Source organism: Thermocrispum municipale DSM 44069 (assembly GCF_000427825.1).
GTDB lineage: Bacteria > Actinomycetota > Actinomycetes > Mycobacteriales > Pseudonocardiaceae > Thermocrispum > Thermocrispum municipale.
On record NZ_ATYT01000003.1, the window covers coordinates 1 to 22,653 of the forward strand.

At 69.8% G+C, this 22,653-nt stretch carries 23 protein-coding genes; 13 read left to right on the forward strand and 10 right to left on the reverse strand.

Translation table 11 applies throughout. From position 1 onward, the window contains the following. Positions 1-61: 61 nt before the first annotated feature. Both YWM_RS0100005 and YWM_RS0100010 read right to left on the reverse strand, forming a co-directional pair. Positions 62-784, reverse strand: a complete 723-nt coding sequence (locus YWM_RS0100005) for an ABC transporter ATP-binding protein (protein WP_028848974.1) — start codon at positions 782-784, stop codon at positions 62-64. Between the two features lie 227 nt (positions 785-1,011). Next, on the reverse strand, positions 1,012-1,605 hold the full coding sequence (locus tag YWM_RS0100010; RefSeq protein WP_028848975.1) for a TetR/AcrR family transcriptional regulator: 594 nt from the start codon (positions 1,603-1,605) through the stop codon (positions 1,012-1,014). Positions 1,606-1,623: 18 nt separating this feature from the next. Between YWM_RS0100010 and hisF the strand changes: the two genes are divergently transcribed. Beyond that, positions 1,624-2,385 (forward strand): imidazole glycerol phosphate synthase subunit HisF, encoded by a 762-nt coding sequence (hisF, locus tag YWM_RS0100015; RefSeq protein WP_028848976.1) that lies wholly within the window; start codon positions 1,624-1,626, stop codon positions 2,383-2,385. Next, positions 2,382-2,735 (forward strand): phosphoribosyl-AMP cyclohydrolase, encoded by a 354-nt coding sequence (gene hisI, locus YWM_RS0100020; RefSeq protein WP_028848977.1) that lies wholly within the window; start codon positions 2,382-2,384, stop codon positions 2,733-2,735. Before hisF ends, hisI begins: the two co-directional genes overlap by 4 nt. A 2-nt stretch (positions 2,736-2,737) precedes the next feature. Here hisI and YWM_RS0100025 read toward each other — a convergent pair whose 3' ends face one another. After that, on the reverse strand, positions 2,738-3,343 hold the full coding sequence (locus YWM_RS0100025) for a TetR/AcrR family transcriptional regulator (protein WP_028848978.1): 606 nt from the start codon (positions 3,341-3,343) through the stop codon (positions 2,738-2,740). 97 nt (positions 3,344-3,440) lie between these two features. Here YWM_RS0100025 and YWM_RS0100030 point away from each other — a divergent pair, with 97 nt between their 5' ends. The 6 genes from YWM_RS0100030 (at position 3,441) to lgt (ending at position 9,479) form a co-directional block, all read left to right on the forward strand. Further along, positions 3,441-4,973, forward strand: a complete 1,533-nt coding sequence (locus YWM_RS0100030; RefSeq protein ID WP_028848979.1) for an anthranilate synthase component I — start codon at positions 3,441-3,443, stop codon at positions 4,971-4,973. Beyond that, positions 4,970-5,431, forward strand: coding sequence for a Trp biosynthesis-associated membrane protein (locus YWM_RS0100035; RefSeq protein ID WP_028848980.1), 462 nt, complete (start codon positions 4,970-4,972; stop codon positions 5,429-5,431). The genes YWM_RS0100030 and YWM_RS0100035 overlap by 4 nt, the downstream gene beginning before the upstream one ends. A gap of 159 nt (positions 5,432-5,590) precedes the next feature. Then, positions 5,591-6,400, forward strand: a complete 810-nt coding sequence (gene trpC / locus YWM_RS0100040; protein ID WP_028848981.1) for an indole-3-glycerol phosphate synthase TrpC — start codon at positions 5,591-5,593, stop codon at positions 6,398-6,400. A gap of 47 nt (positions 6,401-6,447) precedes the next feature. Beyond that, a complete protein-coding gene (trpB, locus tag YWM_RS0100045) occupies positions 6,448-7,653 on the forward strand; it encodes a tryptophan synthase subunit beta (RefSeq protein ID WP_028848982.1) in 1,206 nt (401 codons plus the stop codon). Further along, positions 7,650-8,435: a tryptophan synthase subunit alpha gene (trpA, locus tag YWM_RS0100050; RefSeq protein ID WP_028848983.1), complete on the forward strand. Its 786-nt coding sequence runs from the start codon at positions 7,650-7,652 to the stop codon at positions 8,433-8,435. Before trpB ends, trpA begins: the two co-directional genes overlap by 4 nt. A gap of 48 nt (positions 8,436-8,483) precedes the next feature. After that, a complete protein-coding gene (gene lgt / locus YWM_RS0100055; protein WP_028848984.1) occupies positions 8,484-9,479 on the forward strand; it encodes a prolipoprotein diacylglyceryl transferase in 996 nt (331 codons plus the stop codon). A gap of 3 nt (positions 9,480-9,482) precedes the next feature. On the opposite strand, the gene YWM_RS0100060 is transcribed toward lgt, so the two are convergent. From YWM_RS0100060 to YWM_RS0100070, 3 genes are all read right to left on the reverse strand, one after another. After that, positions 9,483-10,265: an ABC transporter ATP-binding protein gene (locus YWM_RS0100060; RefSeq protein ID WP_028848985.1), complete on the reverse strand. Its 783-nt coding sequence runs from the start codon at positions 10,263-10,265 to the stop codon at positions 9,483-9,485. Then, entirely contained in the window at positions 10,262-11,224 is a 963-nt protein-coding gene (locus YWM_RS0100065; protein WP_084612153.1) for a FecCD family ABC transporter permease, read from the reverse strand. The genes YWM_RS0100060 and YWM_RS0100065 overlap by 4 nt, the downstream gene beginning before the upstream one ends. A gap of 68 nt (positions 11,225-11,292) precedes the next feature. Further along, positions 11,293-12,237 (reverse strand): ABC transporter substrate-binding protein, encoded by a 945-nt coding sequence (locus tag YWM_RS0100070; protein ID WP_043658996.1) that lies wholly within the window; start codon positions 12,235-12,237, stop codon positions 11,293-11,295. A 383-nt stretch (positions 12,238-12,620) separates the two neighbouring features. Here YWM_RS0100070 and YWM_RS0100075 point away from each other — a divergent pair, with 383 nt between their 5' ends. Further along, complete coding sequence (locus YWM_RS0100075) at positions 12,621-13,988, forward strand: class II 3-deoxy-7-phosphoheptulonate synthase (RefSeq protein WP_052344392.1); 1,368 nt, start codon at positions 12,621-12,623, stop codon at positions 13,986-13,988. A gap of 111 nt (positions 13,989-14,099) precedes the next feature. Further along, entirely contained in the window at positions 14,100-14,618 is a 519-nt protein-coding gene (locus tag YWM_RS0100080; protein ID WP_028848989.1) for a gamma carbonic anhydrase family protein, read from the forward strand. Positions 14,619-14,703: 85 nt separating this feature from the next. On the opposite strand, the gene YWM_RS24985 is transcribed toward YWM_RS0100080, so the two are convergent. Together YWM_RS24985 and pknB are read right to left on the reverse strand one after the other, a co-directional pair. Continuing rightward, entirely contained in the window at positions 14,704-15,324 is a 621-nt protein-coding gene (locus tag YWM_RS24985) for an SPFH domain-containing protein (protein WP_028848990.1), read from the reverse strand. Positions 15,325-15,385: 61 nt separating this feature from the next. Continuing rightward, positions 15,386-17,311, reverse strand: a complete 1,926-nt coding sequence (gene pknB / locus YWM_RS0100090; protein WP_028848991.1) for a Stk1 family PASTA domain-containing Ser/Thr kinase — start codon at positions 17,309-17,311, stop codon at positions 15,386-15,388. A gap of 44 nt (positions 17,312-17,355) precedes the next feature. Here pknB and YWM_RS0100095 point away from each other — a divergent pair, with 44 nt between their 5' ends. Next, positions 17,356-17,724 carry an Rv2175c family DNA-binding protein gene (locus tag YWM_RS0100095; RefSeq protein ID WP_028848992.1) on the forward strand — a complete coding sequence of 123 codons (369 nt, stop codon included), beginning with the start codon at positions 17,356-17,358 and terminating at the stop codon, positions 17,722-17,724. Positions 17,725-17,804: 80 nt separating this feature from the next. Here YWM_RS0100095 and YWM_RS0100100 read toward each other — a convergent pair whose 3' ends face one another. Together YWM_RS0100100 and YWM_RS0100105 are read right to left on the reverse strand one after the other, a co-directional pair. Further along, on the reverse strand, positions 17,805-18,593 hold the full coding sequence (locus tag YWM_RS0100100) for an LLM class F420-dependent oxidoreductase (RefSeq protein WP_028848993.1): 789 nt from the start codon (positions 18,591-18,593) through the stop codon (positions 17,805-17,807). 45 nt (positions 18,594-18,638) lie between these two features. Beyond that, positions 18,639-19,781 (reverse strand): polyprenyl synthetase family protein, encoded by a 1,143-nt coding sequence (locus tag YWM_RS0100105; protein ID WP_084612097.1) that lies wholly within the window; start codon positions 19,779-19,781, stop codon positions 18,639-18,641. 42 nt (positions 19,782-19,823) lie between these two features. On the opposite strand from YWM_RS0100105, the gene YWM_RS0100110 reads away from it, so the two are divergent. Both YWM_RS0100110 and YWM_RS0100115 read left to right on the forward strand, forming a co-directional pair. Beyond that, positions 19,824-20,708 carry a methylenetetrahydrofolate reductase gene (locus tag YWM_RS0100110; RefSeq protein ID WP_028848995.1) on the forward strand — a complete coding sequence of 295 codons (885 nt, stop codon included), beginning with the start codon at positions 19,824-19,826 and terminating at the stop codon, positions 20,706-20,708. Positions 20,709-20,750: 42 nt separating this feature from the next. Beyond that, positions 20,751-22,430, forward strand: coding sequence for a DUF885 domain-containing protein (locus YWM_RS0100115; protein WP_043659001.1), 1,680 nt, complete (start codon positions 20,751-20,753; stop codon positions 22,428-22,430). Positions 22,431-22,653 lie beyond the last annotated feature (223 nt).

Sequence of the window (22,653 nt, forward strand, 5' to 3'; positions counted from 1 at the left end):
CCCGCCAGCCCTACCAACCCGACTACCGGCGAAACACGGCTACCGCTGCTTGACAAACACATTAGGCAGCCACCTCGCTTTCTCGGATGAGTCGCAGGAAGGCCTGCCCGAGGTCCTCCGCCTGGGTGCGGGTGCGCAGCGCTTCCGGGGTGTCGGTGGCCAGCAGTCGCCCGTCCCGCATCAACAGCAGGTGGTCGCACCGGCTCGCCTCGTCCATCACATGGCTGGACACCAGCAACGTGACGCCGTTGCCGGCCAGCGAGCGGAACAGGGCCCACAGCTCGTCCCGCAGCACCGGGTCCAACCCGACCGTCGGCTCGTCCAGCACCAGCAGCTCGGGCTTGCCGAGCAGAGCGACCGCCAGGTTCGCTCGGCTGAGCTGACCGCCGGAGAGCTCGCCGACCATGGCGTTCGCGTGCGAGGTCAGCCCGACCTCGTCGATCACCCGCCGGACGTCATCGGCCGGCGCGCCCAGCACCGCGGCGAAGTACCGCAGGGCCTCGGAGACTCGCAGGTCGGGATAGATCGCCGGGTTCTGGGTCGCGTATCCGATGCGGCGGCGCAGGTGCTTGTGCCCGGCGGGCAGGCCGAGCACCGTGACGTCTCCGCCGGCGACGATCTGGACCCCGACGATGGCGCGCAGCAACGTCGACTTGCCGCAGCCGCTCGGCCCGAGCAGGCCGGTCACCGAGCCTCGGTCGAGCGTGAAGCTGACGCCCTTGATCACCTCGCGGCCACCTCGTCGCACGTGGAGGTCGTTCACCGCGACGGCTGAATTAGTCATGTGTTTAATTTTGCGCGCGTGCGGGAGGGCGTGTCAACCGCGGAGTTCCGGGGCGGGACGGTCGTGCCGGATTGCCGGGGGGTTGTACTGGGGCGGCGGCGCCGGGCATCGACGAGCGGGACGACCGCGCCGAGCACTGAGTAGAACGCGGGTCGGCCGCGGCGCGCCTGGCGGCGTCAAGGCGGCGGCATCGGGCCCCGCGTGCGGGCGTGGGGCGCGCCGAGCCCTCAGGTGTCGGCCGCTTGGCGCCCAGCGTCGATGTGCTGCTGGATCGACGGTGCGACCAGCGCGATCACGTCCTCCGGCGTGGCCGACGCAAGCGGTTCGAGCTGCACGATGTAGCGCAGCAGCGCCACCCCCATCAGCTGCGAGCCGATCGCGGTCATCCGCAGCTCGCCGACCCCCAGCGCAGGCCCGAGTCGGTCGACGATCACCCGGTGGAGGAATTCCCGCATCATCCGGGCCGCTTGCTCGGACGAGGCGACCGAGCGCTGCAACGCGAGGAACGGACTGCGCGAGTCCGGCCCCTCCCACACCCCGATGAACAGTCGCAACAGCCGCTCACCGGCCTGCTCGGGCGGTCCGTCGGCGACGACGTCGGCGATCGCGTACGGGTTGACCGGCAAGTGCAGCGATTCGGTGAACACCCGGTCCTTCGAGCCGAAGAAGTGGTGGATCAGCGCCGGGTTCACACCCGCTTCGGCGGCGATCGCGCGGATCGTCGTGCCCTCGTATCCCCGTTCGGCGAACAGCTTCCGCGCCGCCGCCATGATCTGTTCCCGTGTCTCGGTCTGTCCCGGCCTCCGGCCCGCGCGCGCCATGCTCGTAGGCTAAACGGCGTGGGTGTAGCTGTGCGGGTCATACCGTGTCTGGACGTCGACGCCGGCCGCGTGGTCAAGGGCGTCAACTTCGAGAACCTGCGGGACGCGGGTGATCCCGTCGAGCTCGCGGCTCGCTACGACGCCGAAGGCGCGGACGAGCTGACGTTCCTCGACGTCACGGCGTCGTCCGGCGACCGCGAGACGACCTACGACGTCGTCCGGCGTACCGCCGAGCAGGTGTTCATCCCGCTGACCGTCGGCGGAGGCGTCCGCACCTGCGACGACGTCGACCGGCTGCTGCGGGCCGGTGCCGACAAGGTCTCCGTGAACACCGCAGCGATCGCCCGGCCCGAGCTGTTGCGGGAGGCCGCCCAGCGGTTCGGGTCGCAGTGCGTCGTGCTGTCCGTCGATGCCCGCCGGGCAGAAGGCACGCCGTCCGGCTTCGAGGTGACCACGCACGGCGGCCGCCGCGGCACGGGCATCGACGCCGTCGAGTGGGCCGCGCGTGGCGAAGAGCTCGGCGTGGGGGAGATCCTGCTCAACTCGATGGACGCCGACGGCACGAAAGCGGGCTTCGACCTGGAACTGATCCGCAAGGTCCGGGCCGCCGTCCGGGTTCCGGTGATCGCCAGCGGGGGAGCGGGCGAACTCGAACACTTCCCGCCTGCGGTGCACGCAGGCGCCGACGCCGTGCTGGCCGCGAGCGTGTTCCACTTCGGTCACCTGTCCATCCCGGACGTCAAGAAGACGCTGCGTGCCGCAGGGATCGAGGTTCGATGAGCACGCTCGACCCGGCGATCGCCGACCGGCTCAAGCGCAACGCGGACGGCCTGGTCGCCGCGGTCACCGTGGATGCCACGTCCGGTGCGGTCCTGATGCAGGCGTGGATGAACGACGAGGCGTTGGCGCGCACGCTGGAAACCCGGCGCGCGACGTACTTCTCCCGGAGCCGCGGTCGGCTGTGGGTGAAGGGCGAGGAGTCCGGCCACACACAACACGTGCGGGAAGTGCGGATCGACTGCGACGGGGACACCGTGCTCCTGCGCGTCGACCAGGTCGGACCGGCATGCCACACCGGGACGCCCACCTGCTTCGACGGGGCTGACCGGGTGCTGCTTGCCGACGAGTGACGTCAGTCCAACGGGCCGGTGATGTAGCGCTGCAGGGTCGGGCCGATCGCGGCGGCGACCCGCGGGATGTCCGCCGACGCCAGCGGTTCGAACTGAGCGACATAACGCACCATGCCCAGGCCGATGATCTGCGAAGCACACAGCGTCGCGCGCAACTCGATGTCGTCCGCTCCGGCCTTCTTGGCCAAGCGGCCGAACAGGTGGCGCAGGAACAGGTCGCGCAGGGCGTGGATCGCCTGTTCGTGGGCGGTGACGCTGCGCACCAGGGCGGCGAACACGCCACCGCCCGCGCTGTCCCACACCGTCAGGAACCGGGTGACGGCGCGCTTGCCGATGTCGTCGATGCCGCCGCTGGCCAGTTCGTCGGCGATGGTCTTGGGGTTGAACGGCAGCTGCAGCACCGCTTCCCCGAACAAGCCCTCCTTGCCGCCGAACCAGTGGTTGACCATGGCCGGGTCGACGCCTGCACGCTGGGCGATGCCGCGCACGGTCGCGCCGTCGTAGCCCGACTCGGCGAAGACTTCCCGCGCGGCCGTGATCAGGGCGGCACGGGTGTCCTCGCCGCCGGGGCGGCGGCCACGGCGTTTGCGCGATTCGGGTCCGGACACACCGCCATCATGGCGCTTCGGGCCCGGATATTTCCACCAGGGTTGAATTCTGTCGCGATGTGAGGCGGTGCACGCCGCGGAAGACGTCACCGGCAGAATGGCCGACGTGGCCAACAGCAACTCAGTCCGCACACCGCTCGGCGCGGTGGGCTTGACCAGGGACGAGTTCCGCGAGCTTGCGCAGGGCCGCCGGGTCATCCCGGTGACGCGCAAGCTGCTCGCCGACGCGGAAACCCCCGTCTCGCTGTACCGCAAGCTCGCCGCGAACCGCCCGGGAACGTTCCTGTTCGAATCGGCCGAGAACGGGCAGTCCTGGTCGCGATGGTCGTTCGTCGGTGTGCGCAGCCCGGCCGCGCTGACCGTGCAGGACGGGCGTCCGGTGTGGCTGGGTACGCCACCGGTCGGGTTGCCCACCGAAGGCAACCCGCTCGAGGTGCTGCGCGAGACGCTGATCGCGCTGCGCACCGAGCCGCTGCCTGACCTCCCGCCGCTGACCGGTGGGCTGGTCGGCTATCTGGCCTACGACGCGGTCCGCTGGCTGGAACGACTGCCGGAGCTGGCCGAGGACGACCTGCGGCTGCCCGAGCTGATCATGCTGCTGGCCACCGACTTGGCCGCCTACGACCACCACGAGGGCACGGTCACGCTCATCGCCAACGCGGTGAACTGGGACAACTCGCCGAAGCGCGTCGACGCCGCGTACGACGACTGCGTGCGCAGGCTGGACGAGATGACCCGGGAGCTGGACACGCACGCCCCGCCGACCGCGGTGTCGTTCCACCGTCCGGAGCCGGAGTTCACCCGGCGCCGCGACAAGGCCGAGTTCCACAAGGTGGTACACGAGGTCGTCGAGGCGGTGCATGCCGGTGAGACGTTCCAGGTCGTGCCGTCCCAGCGGTTCGAGATGCGTACCGAGGCGGACGCGCTGGACGTCTACCGCGTGCTGCGCAACACCAACCCGAGCCCGTACATGTACCTGCTCCGGCTCGACGGGTTCGACATCGTCGGCTCGAGTCCGGAGGCCCTGGTGACGGTCCGCGACGGCCGGGCCACGACGCACCCGATCGCCGGGACGCGGTGGCGCGGCGCGGACGAGGAAGAAGACGCGTTGCTGGCCAAGGATCTGCTGGCCGACGACAAAGAGCGTGCCGAGCACCTGATGCTGGTCGACCTGGCCCGCAACGACCTGGGCCGGGTGTGCCGCCCCGGCTCGGTGCACGTCGTCGACTTCTTCACCGTGGAGAAGTACTCGCACGTCATGCACATCGTGTCGACCGTGACCGGGTTGCTCGCCGACGACAAGACGGCGTTCGACGCCGTGGCGGCGTGCTTCCCGGCGGGCACGCTGACCGGGGCGCCGAAGGTGCGCGCGATGGAGCTGATCGAGAGCCTCGAACCGACCCGGCGTGGGCTCTACGGCGGTGTCGTCGGCTACCTGGACTTCGCCGGTGACGCCGACACCGCCATCGCGATCCGCACCGCGTTGATGCGGGACGGTGTCGCGTACGTGCAAGCGGGCGCGGGCGTGGTCGCGGACTCGGACCCGGACTACGAGGACAACGAGACGCTCAACAAGGCGCGGACCGTGCTGTCGGCCGTGGCCGCCGCGGAGACGATGCGAGAGCCGTGAAACGCCTGATGTGGACGGTGACCGTCGCGCTGGTGCTCGGCGCGGCGGCGCTGTGGGGTGCGGGCAGGCTGGTGTGGTCGGACGACGAGCAGGACCTGGCGTGGCCCACTCCGCTGGCTCTGCTCGTTCTGGCCTCCGTCGGCGCCATGTTCGCGCTGCGCGCGGTCGGCAGACGACTGCTGGGCGGTGTGCTGGTCGTGGTCGGTGTCGCCGCGTGCGTGCTGGCCGTCGTCGACGCGGAACTGTTCGGTATGGGACCAGTGATCGCCCTGCTCGGCGGCCTGCTGACCGGGGGCGCGGGCGGGCTGCTGGTTGCGCGCGGACACCGGCTGCCGCGGCTGGGCAGCCGGTATGAGGCCCCCGCTGCGCAGCGTGCCGAGCAGAGGAAGGACACTGGCCGGACCGACGATCTTTGGACGGCGTTGTCCGAGGGCAAAGACCCGACCGACGACGATTGACGGCACACCCAGCTGCTCGGTTCGAGGCTTGAGGCGGGGGCGACCCCGGACCCGGGAGCGCCCACCCTCGCGGGTAGCATTCTGGGCGCGGGAAGGGAAGGTTTTGGTGATCGTGCTTGCGAGCGACGGACGACAGCTGCTAGTGCGGGTGGCCTGCCGGTGAGCGTGCTCGAGGACATCATCGCCGGCGTGCGTGCCGACCTCGCCGAGCGTGAGGTTGCGATGCCGCTGGAGGAGCTGAAGAAGCGAGCAGCCAAGGCGCCGGAGCCGCGCAACGCGATGGCCGCGCTGAAGGAGCCCGGCATCGGCGTCATCGCCGAAGTGAAGCGGCGCAGTCCGTCCAAGGGAAAGCTGGCCGACATCCCCGACCCGGCGGCGCTGGCCGCGGACTACGCCGCCGCGGGTGCGCGCGCCATCAGCGTGCTGACCGAGCAGCGGCGGTTCGGCGGATCGCTGTCCGACCTGGCCGCGGTGCGCCAAGCGGTCGACGTCCCGATCCTGCGCAAGGACTTCATCGTCAGCCCGTACCAGGTGCACGAGGCGCGGCTGTACGGCGCCGACATGGTGCTGCTCATCGTGGCGGCACTGGACCAGAACGCGTTGGTGTCGCTGCTGGACCGGGTCGAGTCGCTCGGCATGACCGCCCTGGTCGAGGTGCACAACGCCGAAGAGTGCGACCGTGCGCTGGAGGCCGGTGCCGAGCTCATCGGTGTCAACGCGCGCAACCTGCACACGCTCGAGGTCGACCGCGACGTGTTCGCGCGGCTCGCGCCCGGCCTGCCGCCCCAGGTGCTCAAGGTGGCCGAGTCCGGCGTGCGCGGCCCCGGTGACCTGATGACGTACGCCGGTCACGGCGCGGACGCCGTGCTGGTCGGCGAAGGCTTGGTCGCCAGCGGCGACCCGAAGGCGGCACTGGTGCAGCTGGTGACCGCGGGATCGCACCCGGCGTGTCCGAGGCCGGCACGGTGACCACGCGGCGTGACCCGGCCGCGGTCGACCCGCCGGAGAAGGTCGACCTGCACGCGCCCGGCAAGCACGATCCGGACGAGACCGGTCACTTCGGTCCGTACGGTGGCCGGTTCATGCCGGAGGCACTGGTCGACGCACTGGACGAGCTGCGGGATTCCTACGACAAGGCCCGCGTGGACCCGGACTTCGTCGACGAGTTCAAGCGGCTGCTGCGGGACTACGCCGGGCGTCCGTCGCTGCTGACCGAGGCGCCGCGGTTCGCGCAGCACTGCGGCGGTGCGCAGGTGTGGCTCAAGCGCGAGGACCTCAACCACACCGGGTCCCACAAGATCAACAACGTGCTGGGCCAGGCCCTGCTGACCAAGCGCATGGGCAAGACCCGGGTGATCGCCGAGACCGGCGCGGGCCAGCACGGTGTGGCGACCGCGACGGCGTGTGCGCTGCTCGACCTCGACTGCGTGATCTACATGGGTGAGGTCGACACGCAGCGCCAGGCGTTGAACGTGGCCCGCATGCGGCTGCTCGGCGCGGAGGTCGTCCCGGTCAAGACCGGGTCGCGCACGCTGAAGGACGCCATCAACGAGGCGCTGCGCGACTGGGTCACCAACGTCGACACCACGCACTACCTGCTGGGCACCGCGGCGGGACCGCACCCGTTCCCGACCATGGTGCGCAACTTCCACAAGGTGATCGGTGCCGAGGCCCGGGCGCAGATGCTGGAGAAGGCGGGCAGGTTGCCGGACGTGGTGACGGCGTGCGTCGGCGGCGGGTCGAACGCCATCGGCATCTTCCACGGCTTCATCGACGACCCCGAGGTGCGCCTGGTCGGCATCGAGCCGGGCGGTCACGGGCTGGACTCCGGCGAGCACGGAGCCACCTTGACCGAAGGCATCCCCGGGATGCTGCACGGCGCGTTCTCCTACCTGCTGCAGGACGAGGACGGCCAGACGATCGAGGCGTACTCCATCTCGGCGGGCCTGGACTACCCGGGCGTCGGGCCGGAGCACTCGTGGCTGAAGGACACCGGGCGCGCCGAGTACACCGCCGTCACCGACGACGAGGCGATGCACGCGTTCCAGCTGCTGTCCCGGACGGAGGGCATCATCCCGGCGATCGAGTCGGCGCACGCGCTGGCGGGCGCCATCAAGCTGGGCAAGGAACTGGGCGAGGACGGCGTGATCCTGGTGAACCTGTCGGGCCGCGGCGACAAGGACATGGACACCGCAGCCAAGTACTTCGGGTACGCCTCATGACCGGCCTGGAATCGGTGTTCGCCCGCGCGAGAACGGAGGGTCGTGCCGCGCTGATCGGCTACCTGCCCGCCGGCTACCCGACGCTCGAGGGCTCGCAGGAGCTGCTGGCCGCGATGATCGACGGCGGCTGCGACATCGTCGAGGTCGGCGTGCCGTATTCCGATCCGGTGATGGACGGCCCGACGGTGCAGGCGGCGTCCGACAAGGCGCTGCGCGCGGGTTTCCGGCTGCGGCAGCTGTTCGAGGTGGTCGAGCGGATCAGTTCCCACGGCGGCCAGGCGGTCGTGATGACCTACTGGAACCCGGTGCACCGCTACGGCGTGGACGCCTTCGCCCGCGACCTGGCGGCCGCGGGGGGTCAGGGCATCATCACGCCGGACCTCATTCCCGACGAAGCCGCCACCTGGATGAAGGCCTCCGACGAGCACGGCCTGCACCGCATCTTCCTGGTCGCTCCGTCGTCGACGGATCAGCGGCTGGAGATGACGGCCAAGGCGTCGTCCGGTTTCATCTACGCCACCGCGGTCATGGGTGTGACGGGCACGCGCGACAAGGTCGGTGCCGGTGCCGCGGAGCTGGTGCGTCGCACGCGCGAGCACACGTCGCTGCCCATCGGTGTCGGGCTCGGTGTGCGCAACGGTGAGCAGGCCGCCGAGGTAGCCGGCTTCGCCGACGCGGTGATCGTAGGCTCGGCGTTCATCCAGGCGGCCGAAGCCGACGGTACGGACGGTGTCCGACGACTGGCCGCCGAACTGGCCGAAGGCGTGCGCTCGCCGCGCTGAGGTGCCCCTGGTCACAAGCCCGTTCCGGGGCCTGACTACGGTGTGCGTGTGACCAGCCTGATGACGGCCCTGCCGCTGTTCCCCGCCGAGATCCCCAGCCCGCCGCGTGGCGTGTGGGAGATCGGCCCGGTCCCGATTCGTGCCTACGCGCTGTGCATCATCGCAGGCATCATCGTCGCCATCTGGTGGGGCGACAAGCGCTGGCAGGCCCGCGGTGGCCGCGCCGGCTTCGTCGTCGACGTCGCGGTGTGGGCGGTGCCGTTCGGCCTGATCGGTGGCCGGCTCTACCACGTGATCACCGACGCACATCGCTACTTCGGCGAGGGCAAGAACCCGCTGGACGCGTTGAAGATCTGGGACGGCGGCCTGGGCATCTGGGGCGCCATCGCGCTGGGTGGGGTCGGTGCGTGGATCGCCTGCCGCCGCCGGGGCATCCCGCTGTCGGCGTTCGCCGACGCGATCGCGCCCGGCATCGTGGTGGCGCAGGCGATCGGCAGGTTGGGCAACTACTTCAACCAGGAGCTCTACGGCGGCCCGACCGACCTGCCGTGGGGCCTGGTCATCTACGAACGAGTGGACCCGGACAACCCGCTGATCACCGACCGGCTGGGTGGCGTGTCCAACGGCGTCGTCGAGGCCGTGGTGCACCCGACGTTCCTGTACGAGCTGCTGTGGAACCTGGCGGTGGCCGCCGTCATCGTGTGGGCCGACCGCAAGCTGCGGCTGGGCCACGGCCGGGTGTTCGCGCTCTACGTGGCCGGCTACACGCTCGGCCGGACCTGGATCGAGATGATGCGCACCGACCCGGCCACGCACGTGTTCGGTGTGCGCGTCAACGTGTGGGTCTCCATCCTGGTGTTCCTCGGCGCGGTCGTGTACTTCGTCCTGGCACGCAAGCGCGGCGACCGCGAACCGCCCGAGTTGCTGCGCGGCACCGAGCCGGGTGAGAAGGCCGAGGACGACGACTCTGCGGAGGCCGAGGCGGAACCGGTCAACCACGGCGCGAACTCGGGCACCGACGGGGACGAGCCCAAGCAGGAGTGACGGCTAGCTCGCGTCCGAGCGGACGGGGACGACGACCTGGCGCCCGCCCACGGTGACGACGTCGACGTCGGCGTCGTAGTAGCGGGCTACCCGCTCCGGTGTGAGCACCTCCGCGGGTGGGCCAGCGGCCACCATCTCGCCGCCGTCGAGCAGCAGCACCCGGTCGGCGTACTGGCCGGCGAGCGTCAGGTCGTGCAGCGTCGAGATCACCGTCGTGCCGTCCTCCCGGCGCAACCGGTCGACCAGGGCGAGCAGCGCCTGCGCGTGCCCGAGATCCAGCCCGGTCGTCGGCTCGTCCAGCACCAGCACCTCGGCCTGCTGCGCCAGTGCCCTGGCCAGCACCACGCGCTGCCGTTCGCCGCCGGACAACGTCGAGATCCGACGCGCGGCCAGCTGATCGAGGTCCAGCCTGCGCAGCACGTCGGCGACCACGTTCTCGTCCGCCGAACTTTCGCGGGCCAGCAACCCGAGGTGCGGGGTGCGGCCGAGCAGCACGTAGTCGGTGACCGTGAGCCCGCCCGGCAGCGCGGGCTGTTGCGGCGCGTAGCCGATGATGCGGGCGGCTTCGCGAGCCGAGAGGGTCCGGCGGTCCCGGCCGTCCAGCAGGACCTCGCCGCCCAGTCGCGTCAGCCCGAGGACGGCTTTCACCAGCGTCGACTTGCCCGCACCGTTCGGGCCGATCACCGCCAGCCATTCGCCGGCGGACACGGTCAACGAGACACCGTCGAGCACCAGCCGGTCCCGGTATCCGGCACGCACCGTGCGCAGTTCGACGGCCGGGCTCACCACAGCTTCTCCGCGTTGCGTCGCAGCACGATGATGAAGAACGGTGCGCCGGCGAACGCCGTGACCACACCGATGGGCAGCTCGCCCGGCATGGCCGTGCGCGCGATCTGGTCCGCCACGATGAGGAACGACGCCCCGCCCAGCAGCGACAACGGCACGATCACCCGGTAGCTCGCGCCGACGGTCAACCGGATGAAGTGCGGCACGATGATGCCGACGAAACCGATCAGCCCACTGACCGACACCGCGGCCGCGGTGGCCAGCGAGGCCGCGCTGATCAGCAGCAGCCGCAGGCGGCCCGGACGTATGCCGAGCGAGCTGGCCTCGGCGTCACCCAGCGCAAGCACGTCGAGCAGTCGCCCGCAGACCAGCAGCACCACCGCGGCCGCGGCGATGTACGGGATGACGCGGACGAAGTCGGTCCAGCCCGTGATGGCGAGGCCGCCGAGCATCCAGCCGTAGACCTGGCGGATGGTGTCGGCGTTGAGCTGCTGCACGAACGTCTGCACGGCGGTCAGGAAGGCCGACACCGCCACGCCCGCCAGCAGCAGTGTCGTCGGACTCACGCTGCCGTAGGAGGTACTCAGCAGCCAGCTCAGGGCGACACCGCCGACCGCACCGGCGAACGCGGCGACCGGGAGGGTGGACCCGGCCCACGCGGTCAGCGCGGGGGCGAAGACCACCACGATGGTGGCGGCCATCCCGGCGCCTGCGGCCGCGCCCAACAGGAACGGGTCCGCCAGCGGGTTGCGGAACACGCCCTGGAACGCGGCACCGGACGAAGCCAGGGCGGCGCCGACCGCCCCGGCGAGCATCACCCGCGGCACGCGCAGCTGCCACAGGATCGCCGCCTCCCGCTCACTCAGCGGTGACATGCCGCCGGTCAGCTGCGCCCAGATCTCGGCGAGCACCCGCTGCCAGCCGAGTTCGGCGGCGCCGATCAGGACGGCCACCAGCATGGTGGCCAGCAAGACGACGATCCCGCCCACGAGCGTGCGTGCGCGCAAGCGGGTCACCGGCTGGGTTTTCACCCAGCGCCCTCGACCTTCTCCACCGCGTCGGCGACGGTGCGGACCAGGTCGACGACGCGCGGACTCCAGCGTGACGCGATGTTGTCGTCCATCTCGAACACGTGGTTGTTCTTCACCGCGGTCAACGTGTCCCAGCCCGGGCGCTTACGCACCGTTTCCGCGCTCTGCCCGCAGCAGATGGTGTCGGCCAGGAAGATCAGGTCCGGATCGGCCTCGATGATCTTCTCCGCGGACAGCTGCGGATATCCGCCGTGCGCGGACGGGTCCTTCCCGTCGGCGATGTTGCGCAGGTCGAACAGTCCGTAGACCTGCCCGATGAACGTCTCCGACGTCGCGGTGTAGAGCGTTTCGTCCAGCTCGTGGAAGTAGGTCAGTGGCTTGTCCGGCTTCGGCGTGTCCTTGACGATCTTGGTGATCTCGTCCTCGACCCGCTTGGCCAGGTCCTTGCCCTCGTCCGCGTGACCGGTGACCTTGCCGACCAGCTCGAACTGGCGGTACGCGTCGTCGAGTGTCTTCGCAGCGGGCAGCACCAGCATCTTGATGCCGACCTTGTCCAGCGCGGCGGACAAGTTGTTCACATCGTCGGCAGCCACCACCAGATCCGGTGCGTAGTCGCTGATCTTCTCCGGGCTCGGCGTCAGGCCGCTGAGCTTGGTGCGTGGCGCGTCCTCGGGGTAGTTCGACTGGTCGTCGACGGCGACCACTTGCTTACCCGCGCCGACGGCGTACAGCACCTCGGTCGCCGTGGGAGACAGCGACACGATCTTCTCGGGCTTGCGGTCCAGCGTCAGCTTGTCACCGGTCGGTGTGGTGACCGTGATCGGGAATCCGGAGCCGGAGCCCGCTTTCGCCTCGGGCTCCCTGTCGGCACAACCGGTGATGGTCAGAGCGAGAACGGAAAAGGCCGCGGCAACGCGGCGAAGAGACCGTGATGAGTTCACTCGTGTGGCCCTCGTGCTCGGCCGGGCGAGCTGCGGAGTCCTGCGCTTCGCGTTGCAGGTGTCACCGCACCCCTGCGCCGGGGGTGGGATCTTGCCCCGAGATGGCCAGGCGACCTGGCTGACGGCAGCTCGGGCGAGCCGCCGAACACAGTTGCGGCACAGCGCCGGATTCGCACCGGCTTCGCTGACCACCCCGGTGGTCGCGGATGCGACCGGTTCGGACATTACCAGCGCGGACGAGGAAAACAGATGGCCGCGACCGTGTGGCGTCGTTCACACGACGCCGCACGTGCCTGTCCACTGTCTGGGATAGGCGGCTGGGCGGCGGGCCGTTTCCCACGGACCGATACGATGGTCCCGTGAACTGGACTGTTGACGTCCCGATGGAGCACCTCCCGTCGCTGCCGCCGCTGCCCGCTGAGCTGCGCGAGAAGCTGGACGAGGCGCTGGCCAAGCCAGCCGCGCAGCAGCCGGAGTGGCCCGACCCGGAGGCCGTCCGTCGGGTACGGACCGTGTTGGAGTCGGTACCGCCCATCACCGTGCCCCAGGAGATCGACAGGCTGCGTCAGCGCCTGGCCCTGGTTGCGCGTGGCGAAGCGTTTCTGCTTCAGGGTGGTGACTGCGCCGAGACGTTCGAGTCCAACACCGAGCCGCACATCAGGGCGAACCTGCGCACGCTGCTGCAGATGGCGGTGGTGCTGACCTACGGTGCGAGTCTGCCGGTGGTCAAGGTCGGCCGCATCGCGGGCCAGTACGCCAAGCCGCGGTCGAACGCCACCGATGCGCTCGGCCTTCCGGTCTACCGCGGCGACATCGTCAACTCTTTGGTCGCCGACGCGAAGCTGCGCGTGCCCGACCCGGGCAGGATGATCCGCGCCTACGCCAACTCGGGTGCGGCGATGAACCTGGTGCGCGCGCTCACCGGCGCGGGAATGGCCGACCTGGCCCAGGTGCACAACTGGAACAAGGACTTCGTGCGCACGTCGCCTGCGGGGGAGCGCTACGAGGCACTGGCCGACGAGATCGACCGCGGCCTGCGGTTCATGGACGCGTGCGGCGTGCAGGACACGTCGCTGCATTCCACCGAGATCTTCGCCAGCCACGAGGCGTTGCTGCTGGACTACGAGCGGGCGATGCTGCGGCTGGACCGGCCGGGCGATCCGGACGCCAAGCTGTACAACCTCTCGTCGCACTTCCTGTGGATCGGTGAGCGCACCCGCCAGCTGGACGGCGCGCACATCGCGTTCGCCGAGATCATGGCCAACCCGATCGGGGTGAAGATCGGCCCGACGACCACACCCGAGCAGGCGGTGGAGTACGTCGAGCGGCTCGACCCGTACAACGAGCCCGGTCGGTTGACGCTGATCTCCCGTATGGGCAACGGCAAGGTGCGCGAGGTGCTGCCGGCGATCGTGGAGAAGGTCGAGGCGTCCGGCCACAAGGTGGTTTGGCAGTGCGACCCGATGCACGGCAACACGCACGAGTCGTCCAACGGCTACAAGACCCGCCACTTCGACCGGATCGTCGACGAGGTCCAGGGCTTCTTCGAGGTGCACCGCGCGCTGGGCAGCTACCCGGGCGGCATCCACGTCGAGCTGACCGGCGAGGACGTGACCGAGTGCCTCGGCGGCGCGCAGGACATCTCCGACCTGGACCTGTCCGGCCGCTACGAGACGGCGTGCGACCCGCGGCTGAACACGCAGCAGTCGCTGGAGCTGGCGTTCCTCGTCGCGGAGATGCTGCGTAACTAGCCGGAGCGGCCGAGCCACGCGCGATCGTTTCAGTGGTTCTACTCGCGTCGTCGGGGCCGCTCTTGTGCGGTCGCGGACCGCGGGCTGTGCCGCGACCGGACAGGGGAGGGCATGAACGTTTCCTTCGGCGATCATCAGCCGTCGATCGATCCCGGTGCCTGGGTCGCCCCGAACGCCACGGTGATCGGGGCGGCCGGCATCGCGGCAGGGGCCAGCCTGTGGTTCGGCTGCGTGATCCGTGCGGACGCGGACCGCATCGACATCGGTCGTGGCTCCAACGTGCAGGACAATTGCGTCCTGCACGCCGACCCCGGTTTTCCGTGCCGGGTGGGCGAGGGGGTCAGCATCGGGCACGGTGCGGTGGTGCACGGGTGCACGATCGAGGACCACGTGTTGATCGGCATGAACGCCACCGTGATGAACGGAGCCGTGGTCGGATCGGGTTCGATCGTCGCGGCAGGGGCTCTCGTGACGCAGGGGACCGTCGTGCCGCCTGGCTCTCTGGTCGCCGGGGTACCCGGCAAGGTGCGCAGGCCGACCACCGACCAGGAGCGAGAGCAGATCAAGCGCAACGCCGCGAACTACCTGGAACGGATGCGGGCGTACCTGGACAAGGCCGAGCGGGCCTGACCGGGCCGAGAGCAGAACTGTCCGCAGCTACGCGTGGTAGCTGCGGACAGCTTCGTTTCTGCAGGTAGTCGACGGCTGGAGACCGTCAACGGGTGTGCCGGCCAGGGGGTCCTGCTTGTTCTGGCGGCACGGCTTCCGGTGTCACCTGTGGGGTGCCTTGCGGAACCGTGCGCGGGTCCGGGTCGTAGGCCTGCTGCTGGGGCGGCTGGTGCCCTGGCATTCCCGCGCCGGGTGCGGCCGCCCCGCCGGCATGCGTGCCCGGGTCCCCGGCGGGCGCAGCCGTGTTCGGCGGCGGCTGCGGGTCGTGCCAGTCCCTGTTCGGTGTCGGCTCCGGCCGATTCGCCGAGTGGTCGTCCGGCAGCACCTTACGGGCTTTGGCTTCCTGTTCGGCGGCCGCTTTCCGTTCCGCCTCGGCTTCGGCGGCGTGCTGCTCGGACACCGCGAGGTTCTGCTGGGCGCGCTGCCGCATGGCGTCGGCGTCCGCTTGTTCCCGCAGCGCCTTGGCGCGCAGTTCGGCTGCGTCGGCGTCCCTGCGACGGGCCTCGACCGCGCGCTCCTCGGCTTCGCGCTGTTGCCGCACGGCTTCTTCCTGCCGTTGCTGCGTCTTCCGCTCCCGGGAACGACGGGCCAGCATGGCCAGTAGCGCGGCAATGGCCAGTACGACCAGCACCGCCACGATGATCCAAACGACGGTTGATGTGTCCATCACGGCCTCCTTGTCACGCCAGGCATACCCGTACCTGGCGCGAGGAAAACGCGACGGACGGTTACGGGATGGTCTTCACCCGGACGGTTCCGCCCGGCTCGACCCGGCCGCCGGCGCCGGGCTCCTGCGCGAAGACGATGGACAATCGCTTGTTGCCGCGGCCCTTCTCCACCTTCAGCTTGAGTCCCAGCCCACCGACGATCTGCTGAGCCTGCTTCACCGGCTTGGCCACCAGGTTCGGCACCGTCACGGCATTGGACACGATCACCTTCACCGTGGTGTCCGTCGGTGTCTCGTTCGGCCCTGGCTCGGTGCGGATCACCTTGCCGCCATCGACGTCAGGGGAGAACTCGGTGCCGCCGTCGACCGGCTGGAAACCGGCCGCTTGCAGGCGCGCGAACGCTTCCTCCTTGGTCAACCCGGTCACGTCCGGTACCGGATCCGGCGGCGGACCTTTCGACAGCACCAGGTTGACCTCTTCGCCGATGTCGAGCTTGGTGCCCGGTTCCGGCTGCACGCGGATCACCGCGCCCTCGGGCACCGACGGGTGGTACTCGTCGGCCGAGGAGTTGTGCACCGGCTTCAGATCGACCGCCGCGATGGCCTGTTCGGCCTCGGCCCGCGGGGTGCCTTCCGCGATGTCGGGCACGGTCGGTTTGCCCGCCGACACCAGCACGGTGACGGTGTCGCCGGTACTGACTTCCGCGCCCGCCGCAGGTTCGGTCTCGATGACCAGACCGGTCGCGATGCTGTTGTGCCGCTTCTCGACGAACTTCGCCTTCAAGTCGGCGGTCTGCAGCATCTCCAGCGCACGGTTGCGGTCCACGCCGGCGAGGTCGGGCACGGTGACCGCGCCCGCTTGCATGAAGACCCAGATGCCGACCCCGACCAGCCCGGCGACCAGCAGGGACACCGCGGCCCAGAACGCCATCCGCAGGCGGGAGGAACCGCGGGGTTGCTCGTCGACCGGCGGCCGGGCGTCGTGCACCACCGACGACTGGAGCAGGGTGTCGTTGCGGGACCCCGTGCGGATCGGATTCATCGCCGGGACGGTGGCCTCCACGGACGGATCACCGGTGTCCGGCGGCGGAACCGCGGGCACCGGCACCGCGGGAAGTCCGGTCTCGTCGCGGACTGCGCGCAGCTCCGTCAGGAATTCCGCGGCGTCCTTCGGTCGCAGGCGGGGATCGCGGCGGGTCGCCCGGATGACCAGCTCGTCCAGGGCCTGGGGGACGTCCGGGTTCATCGACCGCGGGCTCGGGACGTCCGCGTTGACGTGCTGGTACGCCACCGACAGGGCGGTGTCCCCGGAGAACGCCGGCTTGCCGGTCAGCATCTCGTACAGCAGCAGACCGGCCGAGTAGACGTCGCTGCGCTCGGTGGCTTCACCGGTCTCCACCTGCTCGGGAGACAAGTAGGCCACCGTGCCGAGGATGACGCTGGAGCTGGTGGTTCCCGCGCCTGCGATCGCTCTGACCAGGCCGAAGTCGGCGACCTTCACCGTGCCGTACTGCGGATCCTCCTGTTGCCCCAACAGCACGTTCTCGGGCTTGACGTCGCGGTGCACCAGCCCGGCGCGGTGGGCGGCGGCCAGCGCGGCCAGCAGCTGTTCGGTGATCGACACGGCCAGCGCGGGGGACAGGACACCACGCTGCTCCAACAGGTCGCGCAGCGTGCCACCGTCGACCAGCTCCATCACCAGGAACGCGTGCGCCTGGTCACCGCGGTGGTCGACACCTTGGTCGTAGACGCCGACGACGTTCGGGTGGTGCACCTTGGCGGCGGCGAGGGCCTCACGCTGGAAGCGTTGCGCCCAACTGCGGTCGGCCGCGTACTGCTGGTGCATGACCTTGATGGCGACCGGCCGCTCCAGCCGCGTGTCCAGGCCGCGATAGACGGTGGACATGCCACCGCGAGCCAGCACTCCGGTCACCAGGTAGCGATGATCGAGGAGTGCTCCAACCAGGGTGGCGTCCCGTCCAGTCACAGCTGCCGATGGTATCCGGGGGCCGTCTGTGGCACGCTGACACCGTGGGAGCGATACCAATCGCCGATGACGTATTGGGTCCGGAAGTTGGCGTCATCGGGTTTGACGATGCGGCCGCGAAACTCGGAATCTCCACCGGCAAGCTGCGCCAGTTGTTACGGGACGGCCAGCTGATCGCCGTCAAACGCGACGGGGAAATACTGATCCCTGCGGATTTCATCGGCGACAACGGTCCGGTCAAGGGTTTGGCAGGCACGCTGACCGTGCTCGCGGACGCCGGCTTCACCCCGACCGAGATGCTGCGCTGGCTGTTCGCCGCGGACGACAGCCTGCCGGGGGTCACGCCGATCAACGCGCTGCGCACCAACCACGGCACCGAGGTCAAGCGGCGCGCCCAGGCGCTGGCCTTCTAGCAGCGATTCCCATTCCCGCGGCCGTCGGACACGACAACGCCGCCGGGCATTGATCGACGCCCGGCGGCGTGTCGCGGTGCTCAGGCGGAGAGGCTGTCGCGCCACTTCAGCCAGGCCCGCAGGCTCGACAGGTCCATGTCCGGCCCGGTCGTCGAGGGCACGAACTGAGTGACGCCCAGCTCCAACAGCCGCTCGGCGTTGTCACCGGGCTCGCCGCGAACGAAGACCGCGCGTTCGATCTCGTTCGGGTCCCTGCCGACCGCGGCGCAGTGCTCGTCGAGGATGCGGCTCTTGCGTTCCACCACGTCCACGTCGCCGATGACGTGCCAGATGTCGGCTCGCTCGGCGACCATGCGCAGCGTCTTGCGCTCGCCACCGCCCGCGATGAGCAGCGGGATGTGCCTGGTCGGCGGCGGGTTCAGCTTGCTGAGCCGCTTCTCGATGCGCGGCAGCGCGTCACGCAGGTCGTTCAGCCTGCTGCCCGCGGTGCCGAACTCGTAGCCGTACTCGTCGTAGTCCTTCTGGAACCAGCCTGCGCCGATGCCCAGGATGAGCCGGCCGCCGCTGATGTGGTCGACGGTGCGGGCCATGTCGGCGAGCAGCTCGGGGTTGCGGTAGCTGTTGCACGTGACCAGCGCCCCGATCTCGGCCCGCGACGTGCTCTCGGCCCAGGCGGCGAGCATGGTCCAGCACTCGAAGTGCTTGCCGTCCGGGTCGCCGGTGAGCGGATAGAAGTGATCCCAGGTGTAGACGATGTCGGCGCCCAGGTCCTCGGCCTCGCTCGCCGTGCGGCGGATGTCGGCGTACTCGGCGTGCTGCGGTTGCAGCTGCAGTGCGATGCGAATGGGCTTGTTCGCGGTAGGCGTCATGTTTTCACCGTACGCCCGCGGTGTGTGATGGTGATCAACTCACGGTTACTTGCGACGCTGGGTGGCCGCGTGCGCGAGCTTGATCAGTTCGGACGCCGCAGGCTCGTCGATGTCGGCCCGGCGCAGGGTGGCCAGGGCGCGTTCGGTGAGCTCGGTGATGCGTTGTTCGACCGCGTCCACGGCCCCGACGTCGACGAGCGCCCGCCGTGCCGCCTGGACGGCTTCCTCGGTCAGCTCGGCGTTGCCGACGGCGTGGGCGATGGCTCGTTCCTCGCCGGATCGGCCCTGCTCGCGAGCTCGTTCGATGCCGAGCGCCACCAGCAGCGTCCGCTTGCCCTCGCGCAGGTCGTCACCAGCGGGTTTGCCGGTGACGTCGGGATCGCCGAACACCCCGAGCAGGTCGTCCCGCAATTGGAAGGCCACGCCGATGTCGGTGCCGAACGATCGCAGCGCCGCGGTCAGTTCGTCGTCGGCGCCGGCCAGCCGCGCCCCGAGTTCCAGCGGCCGCGCGACCGTGTAGGCCGCCGTCTTCAGCTCACTGACGCGGAGGGCAGCCTCCGGGCTGGCGTCGCCCGTGGCTTGCGTGTGTACGTCGAGATATTGGCCGGCCAGGACCTCGGTGCGCATCGCTCGCCAGACCGGGCGGGCGGCTTCGAGAGCGGACACGGGCAGGTCGGCCGAGGCGAACATGTCGTCGGCCCACACCAGGGCCAGATCGCCGATCAGCACCGCGGCCGAGAGCCCGAAGCCTTCCGGCGTACCGATCCAGCCCTCCTGCTCGTGCTTGGTGGCGAATGCTACGTGGACCGTCGGCGCGCCACGCCGGATCGCCGAGGCGTCCATGAGGTCGTCGTGGATCAGCGCACACGCTTGGATCAGTTCCAGGGACGCGGCGACGTGCAGCGCGCCGGCCGCCTTCGCGCCGCCGGCTTCACCTCCCGCGGCCCGCCAACCCCACCACGCGAACGTCGGGCGCAGCCGCTTGCCTCCGTTGAGGACGAACGCGCGAAGGGCGGCTACGGCTTCGGCGAACGGTTCCACTCGCTCGGCGAGTCCGCCGCCCGCGCGCTGGAGAAAATGCTCGAGAACGCGCTGAACCGCGGCGGGCAGATCTGTGTCGGTCACGCGCCTATCGTCCGTCGTCACCGGCACGCGCTCGCGCGCGGGGTAAATCTTTTCTCGGATCATGGGAACAATTCCCGGTCCGCGGACGATTGTTACTCTGTGTACATGACCTCGGTACTGTCGCGGATCTCCGGCTCGGCGCCCACGTTCTCGGTGGAATTCTTTCCCCCGCGGGACGCCGTGGAGGAGGGAGTTCTGTGGCGGTCGATTCGTGAGCTCGAGCCGTTCGACCCGGCGTACATGTCGATCACCTACGGTGCGGGCGGCAGTAACCGGGACGGCACCATTCGCAGCATCGCGCGGGTCGCGCAGGAAACGACCCTGGTGCCGATGGGCCATCTGACCGCGGTGAACCACTCGGTGGCCGAGTTACGGAACGTGATCGGACATTTCGCTGCCGTCGGGGTGCGCAACATCCTCGCGCTGCGCGGTGACCCGCCGGGTGATGTGCACGGCGAATGGATTCCGCACCCCGAGGGGCTGACGTACGCCTACGAGCTGGTCGAGCTGGTGCGCTCGCTCGGCGACTTCTGCGTGGGAGTGTCCGCGTTCCCGTACGGTCACCCGCGTTCGCCGGATCTGGAGACGGACACCAAGCACCTGGTGCGCAAGTTCCAAGCCGGCGCGGACTTCGCCATCGCGCAGCTGTTCCACGAAGCCGACGACTTCCTGCGGTTGCGCGACCGGCTGGCGGCTGCCGGTGTCGACGCCCCGGTGCTGCCCGGAATCATGCCGCTGACCACGCCGCGGACGCTGCACAAGACGATCGAGTTGTCCGGTGCGCCCGCGCCGGAGTGGCTGCTGCGGCGGCTGGAGCCGTTGGCGGACGACAAGCAGGCGTTTCGGGCCGCCGGGCTGGACGTGAGCGCCGAACTGTGTGAGCGGCTGCTGGCCGAAGGGGTGCCGAACCTGCACTTCTACACGTTCAACCGGTCCAAGGCCACGCGGGAATTGATCACGCGGCTCGGGCTGGTGCCGGTGCGAGCCTGAAATCAGGCGCGGGCGTCATCCGACGCAGGTAGCCTGCCGTGCATGGCAGAGGGTATTCACGACATCTGCAACAACTACGTCGCCGAGTTCGCCGCCGCACACCCGGTGGAGGCAACGTCGCTGGGCATCCCCGGGTACGACGACAAGCTGACGGACTACTCGCCCGACGGTGTGGCGCAGCGCGCCGAGCTCGCGCGCCGCGCCCTGGCCAAGGTGAATGCCGCTGAGCCTGCGGATGATTCGGAGCGGGTGGCCAAGGCCGTGTTCACCGAGCGCGTGGGGCTGACCCTCGAGCTGCACGAGGCGAACCTGGATCTCGCGCAGCTGAACAACATCGCCAGCCCGGCGCACGAGATCCGCATGGTGTTCGACCTGATGCCTCGCCGGACGGCGGACGACTGGCGGGCCGTCGCCGAGCGGCTGAAAGCCGTTCCCGGGGCGCTGGCCGGTTATCGGGCGTCGCTGCTGACGGCGGTGGATCGCGGTCAGCGACCCGCGCTGCGGCAGGTCGCCAAGGTTGCCGAACAGTGCGAGGTGTGGGCGGGCCTGCACGGATCGGACGGCTTCTTCCAGCAGCTGACGTCCTCCGCGGCCGATGCCTCGCTCGACGAGTCGTTGCGTCGTGAGCTCGAGCAGCACAGCACCGCTGCTCAGGAGGCGTACGCGGAGTTCGCCGGTTTCCTGCGTGCCGAGCTGGCGCCGCTGGCCAGAAGCACCGACGCGGTCGGCGCGGAGGAGTACGCGCTGTGGTCGCGGCTGTTCCTCGGCTCGTCGCTGGACCTGCGGGAGGCCTACGAGTGGGGTTGGCACGAGTTCGCCGAGCTCGAACGGGAGATGAAGGAGGTCGGGCAGCGGATCAAGCCGGGTGCGTCGCTGGCCGAGGTGGCCGCCGCGCTCGATGCCGACCCGCGCTACCAGGTGACCGGCCGGGATGCGTTCCAGGACTGGATGCAGCGGCACTCCGACGAGGCGGTGCGCGCGCTGCAGGGTAAGCACTTCGAGATCCCGGAGGAGCTGACGCGACTGGAGTGCCTGATCGCCCCGCCCGGTGGCGCCGTCGGCGCGTACTACACGCATCCGGCGGAGGATTTCAGCCGCCCCGGCCGCATGTGGTGGTCCATCCCGGCCGATCGGGAGGAGTTCAGCACGTGGCGTGAGCTGAGCGTGGTCTACCACGAAGGTGTGCCGGGGCATCACCTGCAGATCGGCACGAGCGTGTACGAGAAGTCGCTGAACCGGTTCCAGCGGTTGTTGGGCAACACGTCGGGCTTGGCCGAGGGTTGGGCGCTGTACGCCGAGCTGCTGATGCGCGAGCTCGGATTCCTCACCGACGACGGGAACCTGATGGGCATGCTCGACGGGCAGCTGTTCCGGGCCGCGCGGGTCATCGTGGACATCGGCATGCACCTGGAGCTGGAGATCCCGCGGGGAACGGGATTCCACGAAGGGGAGCGGTGGACCCCGGAGCTGGGCCTGGAGTTCATGCTGACCCGCACGATCACCGACCCGGACCACGTGCGCGACGAGATCGACCGGTATCTGGGCTGGCCGGGGCAGGCGCCTGCGTACAAGATCGGCGAGCGGTTGTGGCTGGCCGCCCGGGAGGACGCCCGGCGCCGGGCTGGGGACGCGTTCGACGTGAAGGACTTCCACACCAAGGCGTTGCGGCTCGGTGGCATGGGGTTGGACACGCTGCGGGAGCAGCTCGCCGCGCTGTACTAGTGGAAACACCCTGGGCACGTTCGCGGCGACCGCATGCGCAGGTCAGCGACACGACGGGGCCGAGGATCGAACCGGCCGGAACCACCGGGCCAACTGGGGTCCTCACCGACTGATCACGGTCCCGCGGGTCGCTGTCCTACGCCGGTCTCGCCACGGCCGAAGGGTGCTGTCCTGTCGGGTTGATCAGGCCGAGGGTCGCTGTTTGTCGTCGGGGTCGGTCACG

Coding starts and splice junctions, on each gene's coding strand:
- YWM_RS0100005 (WP_028848974.1), bottom strand. CDS start 784: ATGACTAATTCAGCCGTCGCGGTGAACGACCTCCACGTGCGACGAGGT.
- YWM_RS0100010 (WP_028848975.1), bottom strand. CDS start 1,605: ATGGCGCGCGCGGGCCGGAGGCCGGGACAGACCGAGACACGGGAACAG.
- hisI (WP_028848977.1), top strand. CDS start 2,382: ATGAGCACGCTCGACCCGGCGATCGCCGACCGGCTCAAGCGCAACGCG.
- YWM_RS0100030 (WP_028848979.1), top strand. CDS start 3,441: ATGGCCGACGTGGCCAACAGCAACTCAGTCCGCACACCGCTCGGCGCG.
- trpA (WP_028848983.1), top strand. CDS start 7,650: ATGACCGGCCTGGAATCGGTGTTCGCCCGCGCGAGAACGGAGGGTCGT.
- YWM_RS0100065 (WP_084612153.1), bottom strand. CDS start 11,224: ATGCTGGTGGCCGTCCTGATCGGCGCCGCCGAACTCGGCTGGCAGCGG.
- YWM_RS0100075 (WP_052344392.1), top strand. CDS start 12,621: ATGGAGCACCTCCCGTCGCTGCCGCCGCTGCCCGCTGAGCTGCGCGAG.
- YWM_RS0100080 (WP_028848989.1), top strand. CDS start 14,100: ATGAACGTTTCCTTCGGCGATCATCAGCCGTCGATCGATCCCGGTGCC.
- YWM_RS24985 (WP_028848990.1), bottom strand. CDS start 15,324: ATGGACACATCAACCGTCGTTTGGATCATCGTGGCGGTGCTGGTCGTA.
- YWM_RS0100100 (WP_028848993.1), bottom strand. CDS start 18,593: ATGACGCCTACCGCGAACAAGCCCATTCGCATCGCACTGCAGCTGCAA.
- YWM_RS0100105 (WP_084612097.1), bottom strand. CDS start 19,781: ATGATCCGAGAAAAGATTTACCCCGCGCGCGAGCGCGTGCCGGTGACG.
- YWM_RS0100110 (WP_028848995.1), top strand. CDS start 19,824: ATGACCTCGGTACTGTCGCGGATCTCCGGCTCGGCGCCCACGTTCTCG.
- YWM_RS0100115 (WP_043659001.1), top strand. CDS start 20,751: ATGGCAGAGGGTATTCACGACATCTGCAACAACTACGTCGCCGAGTTC.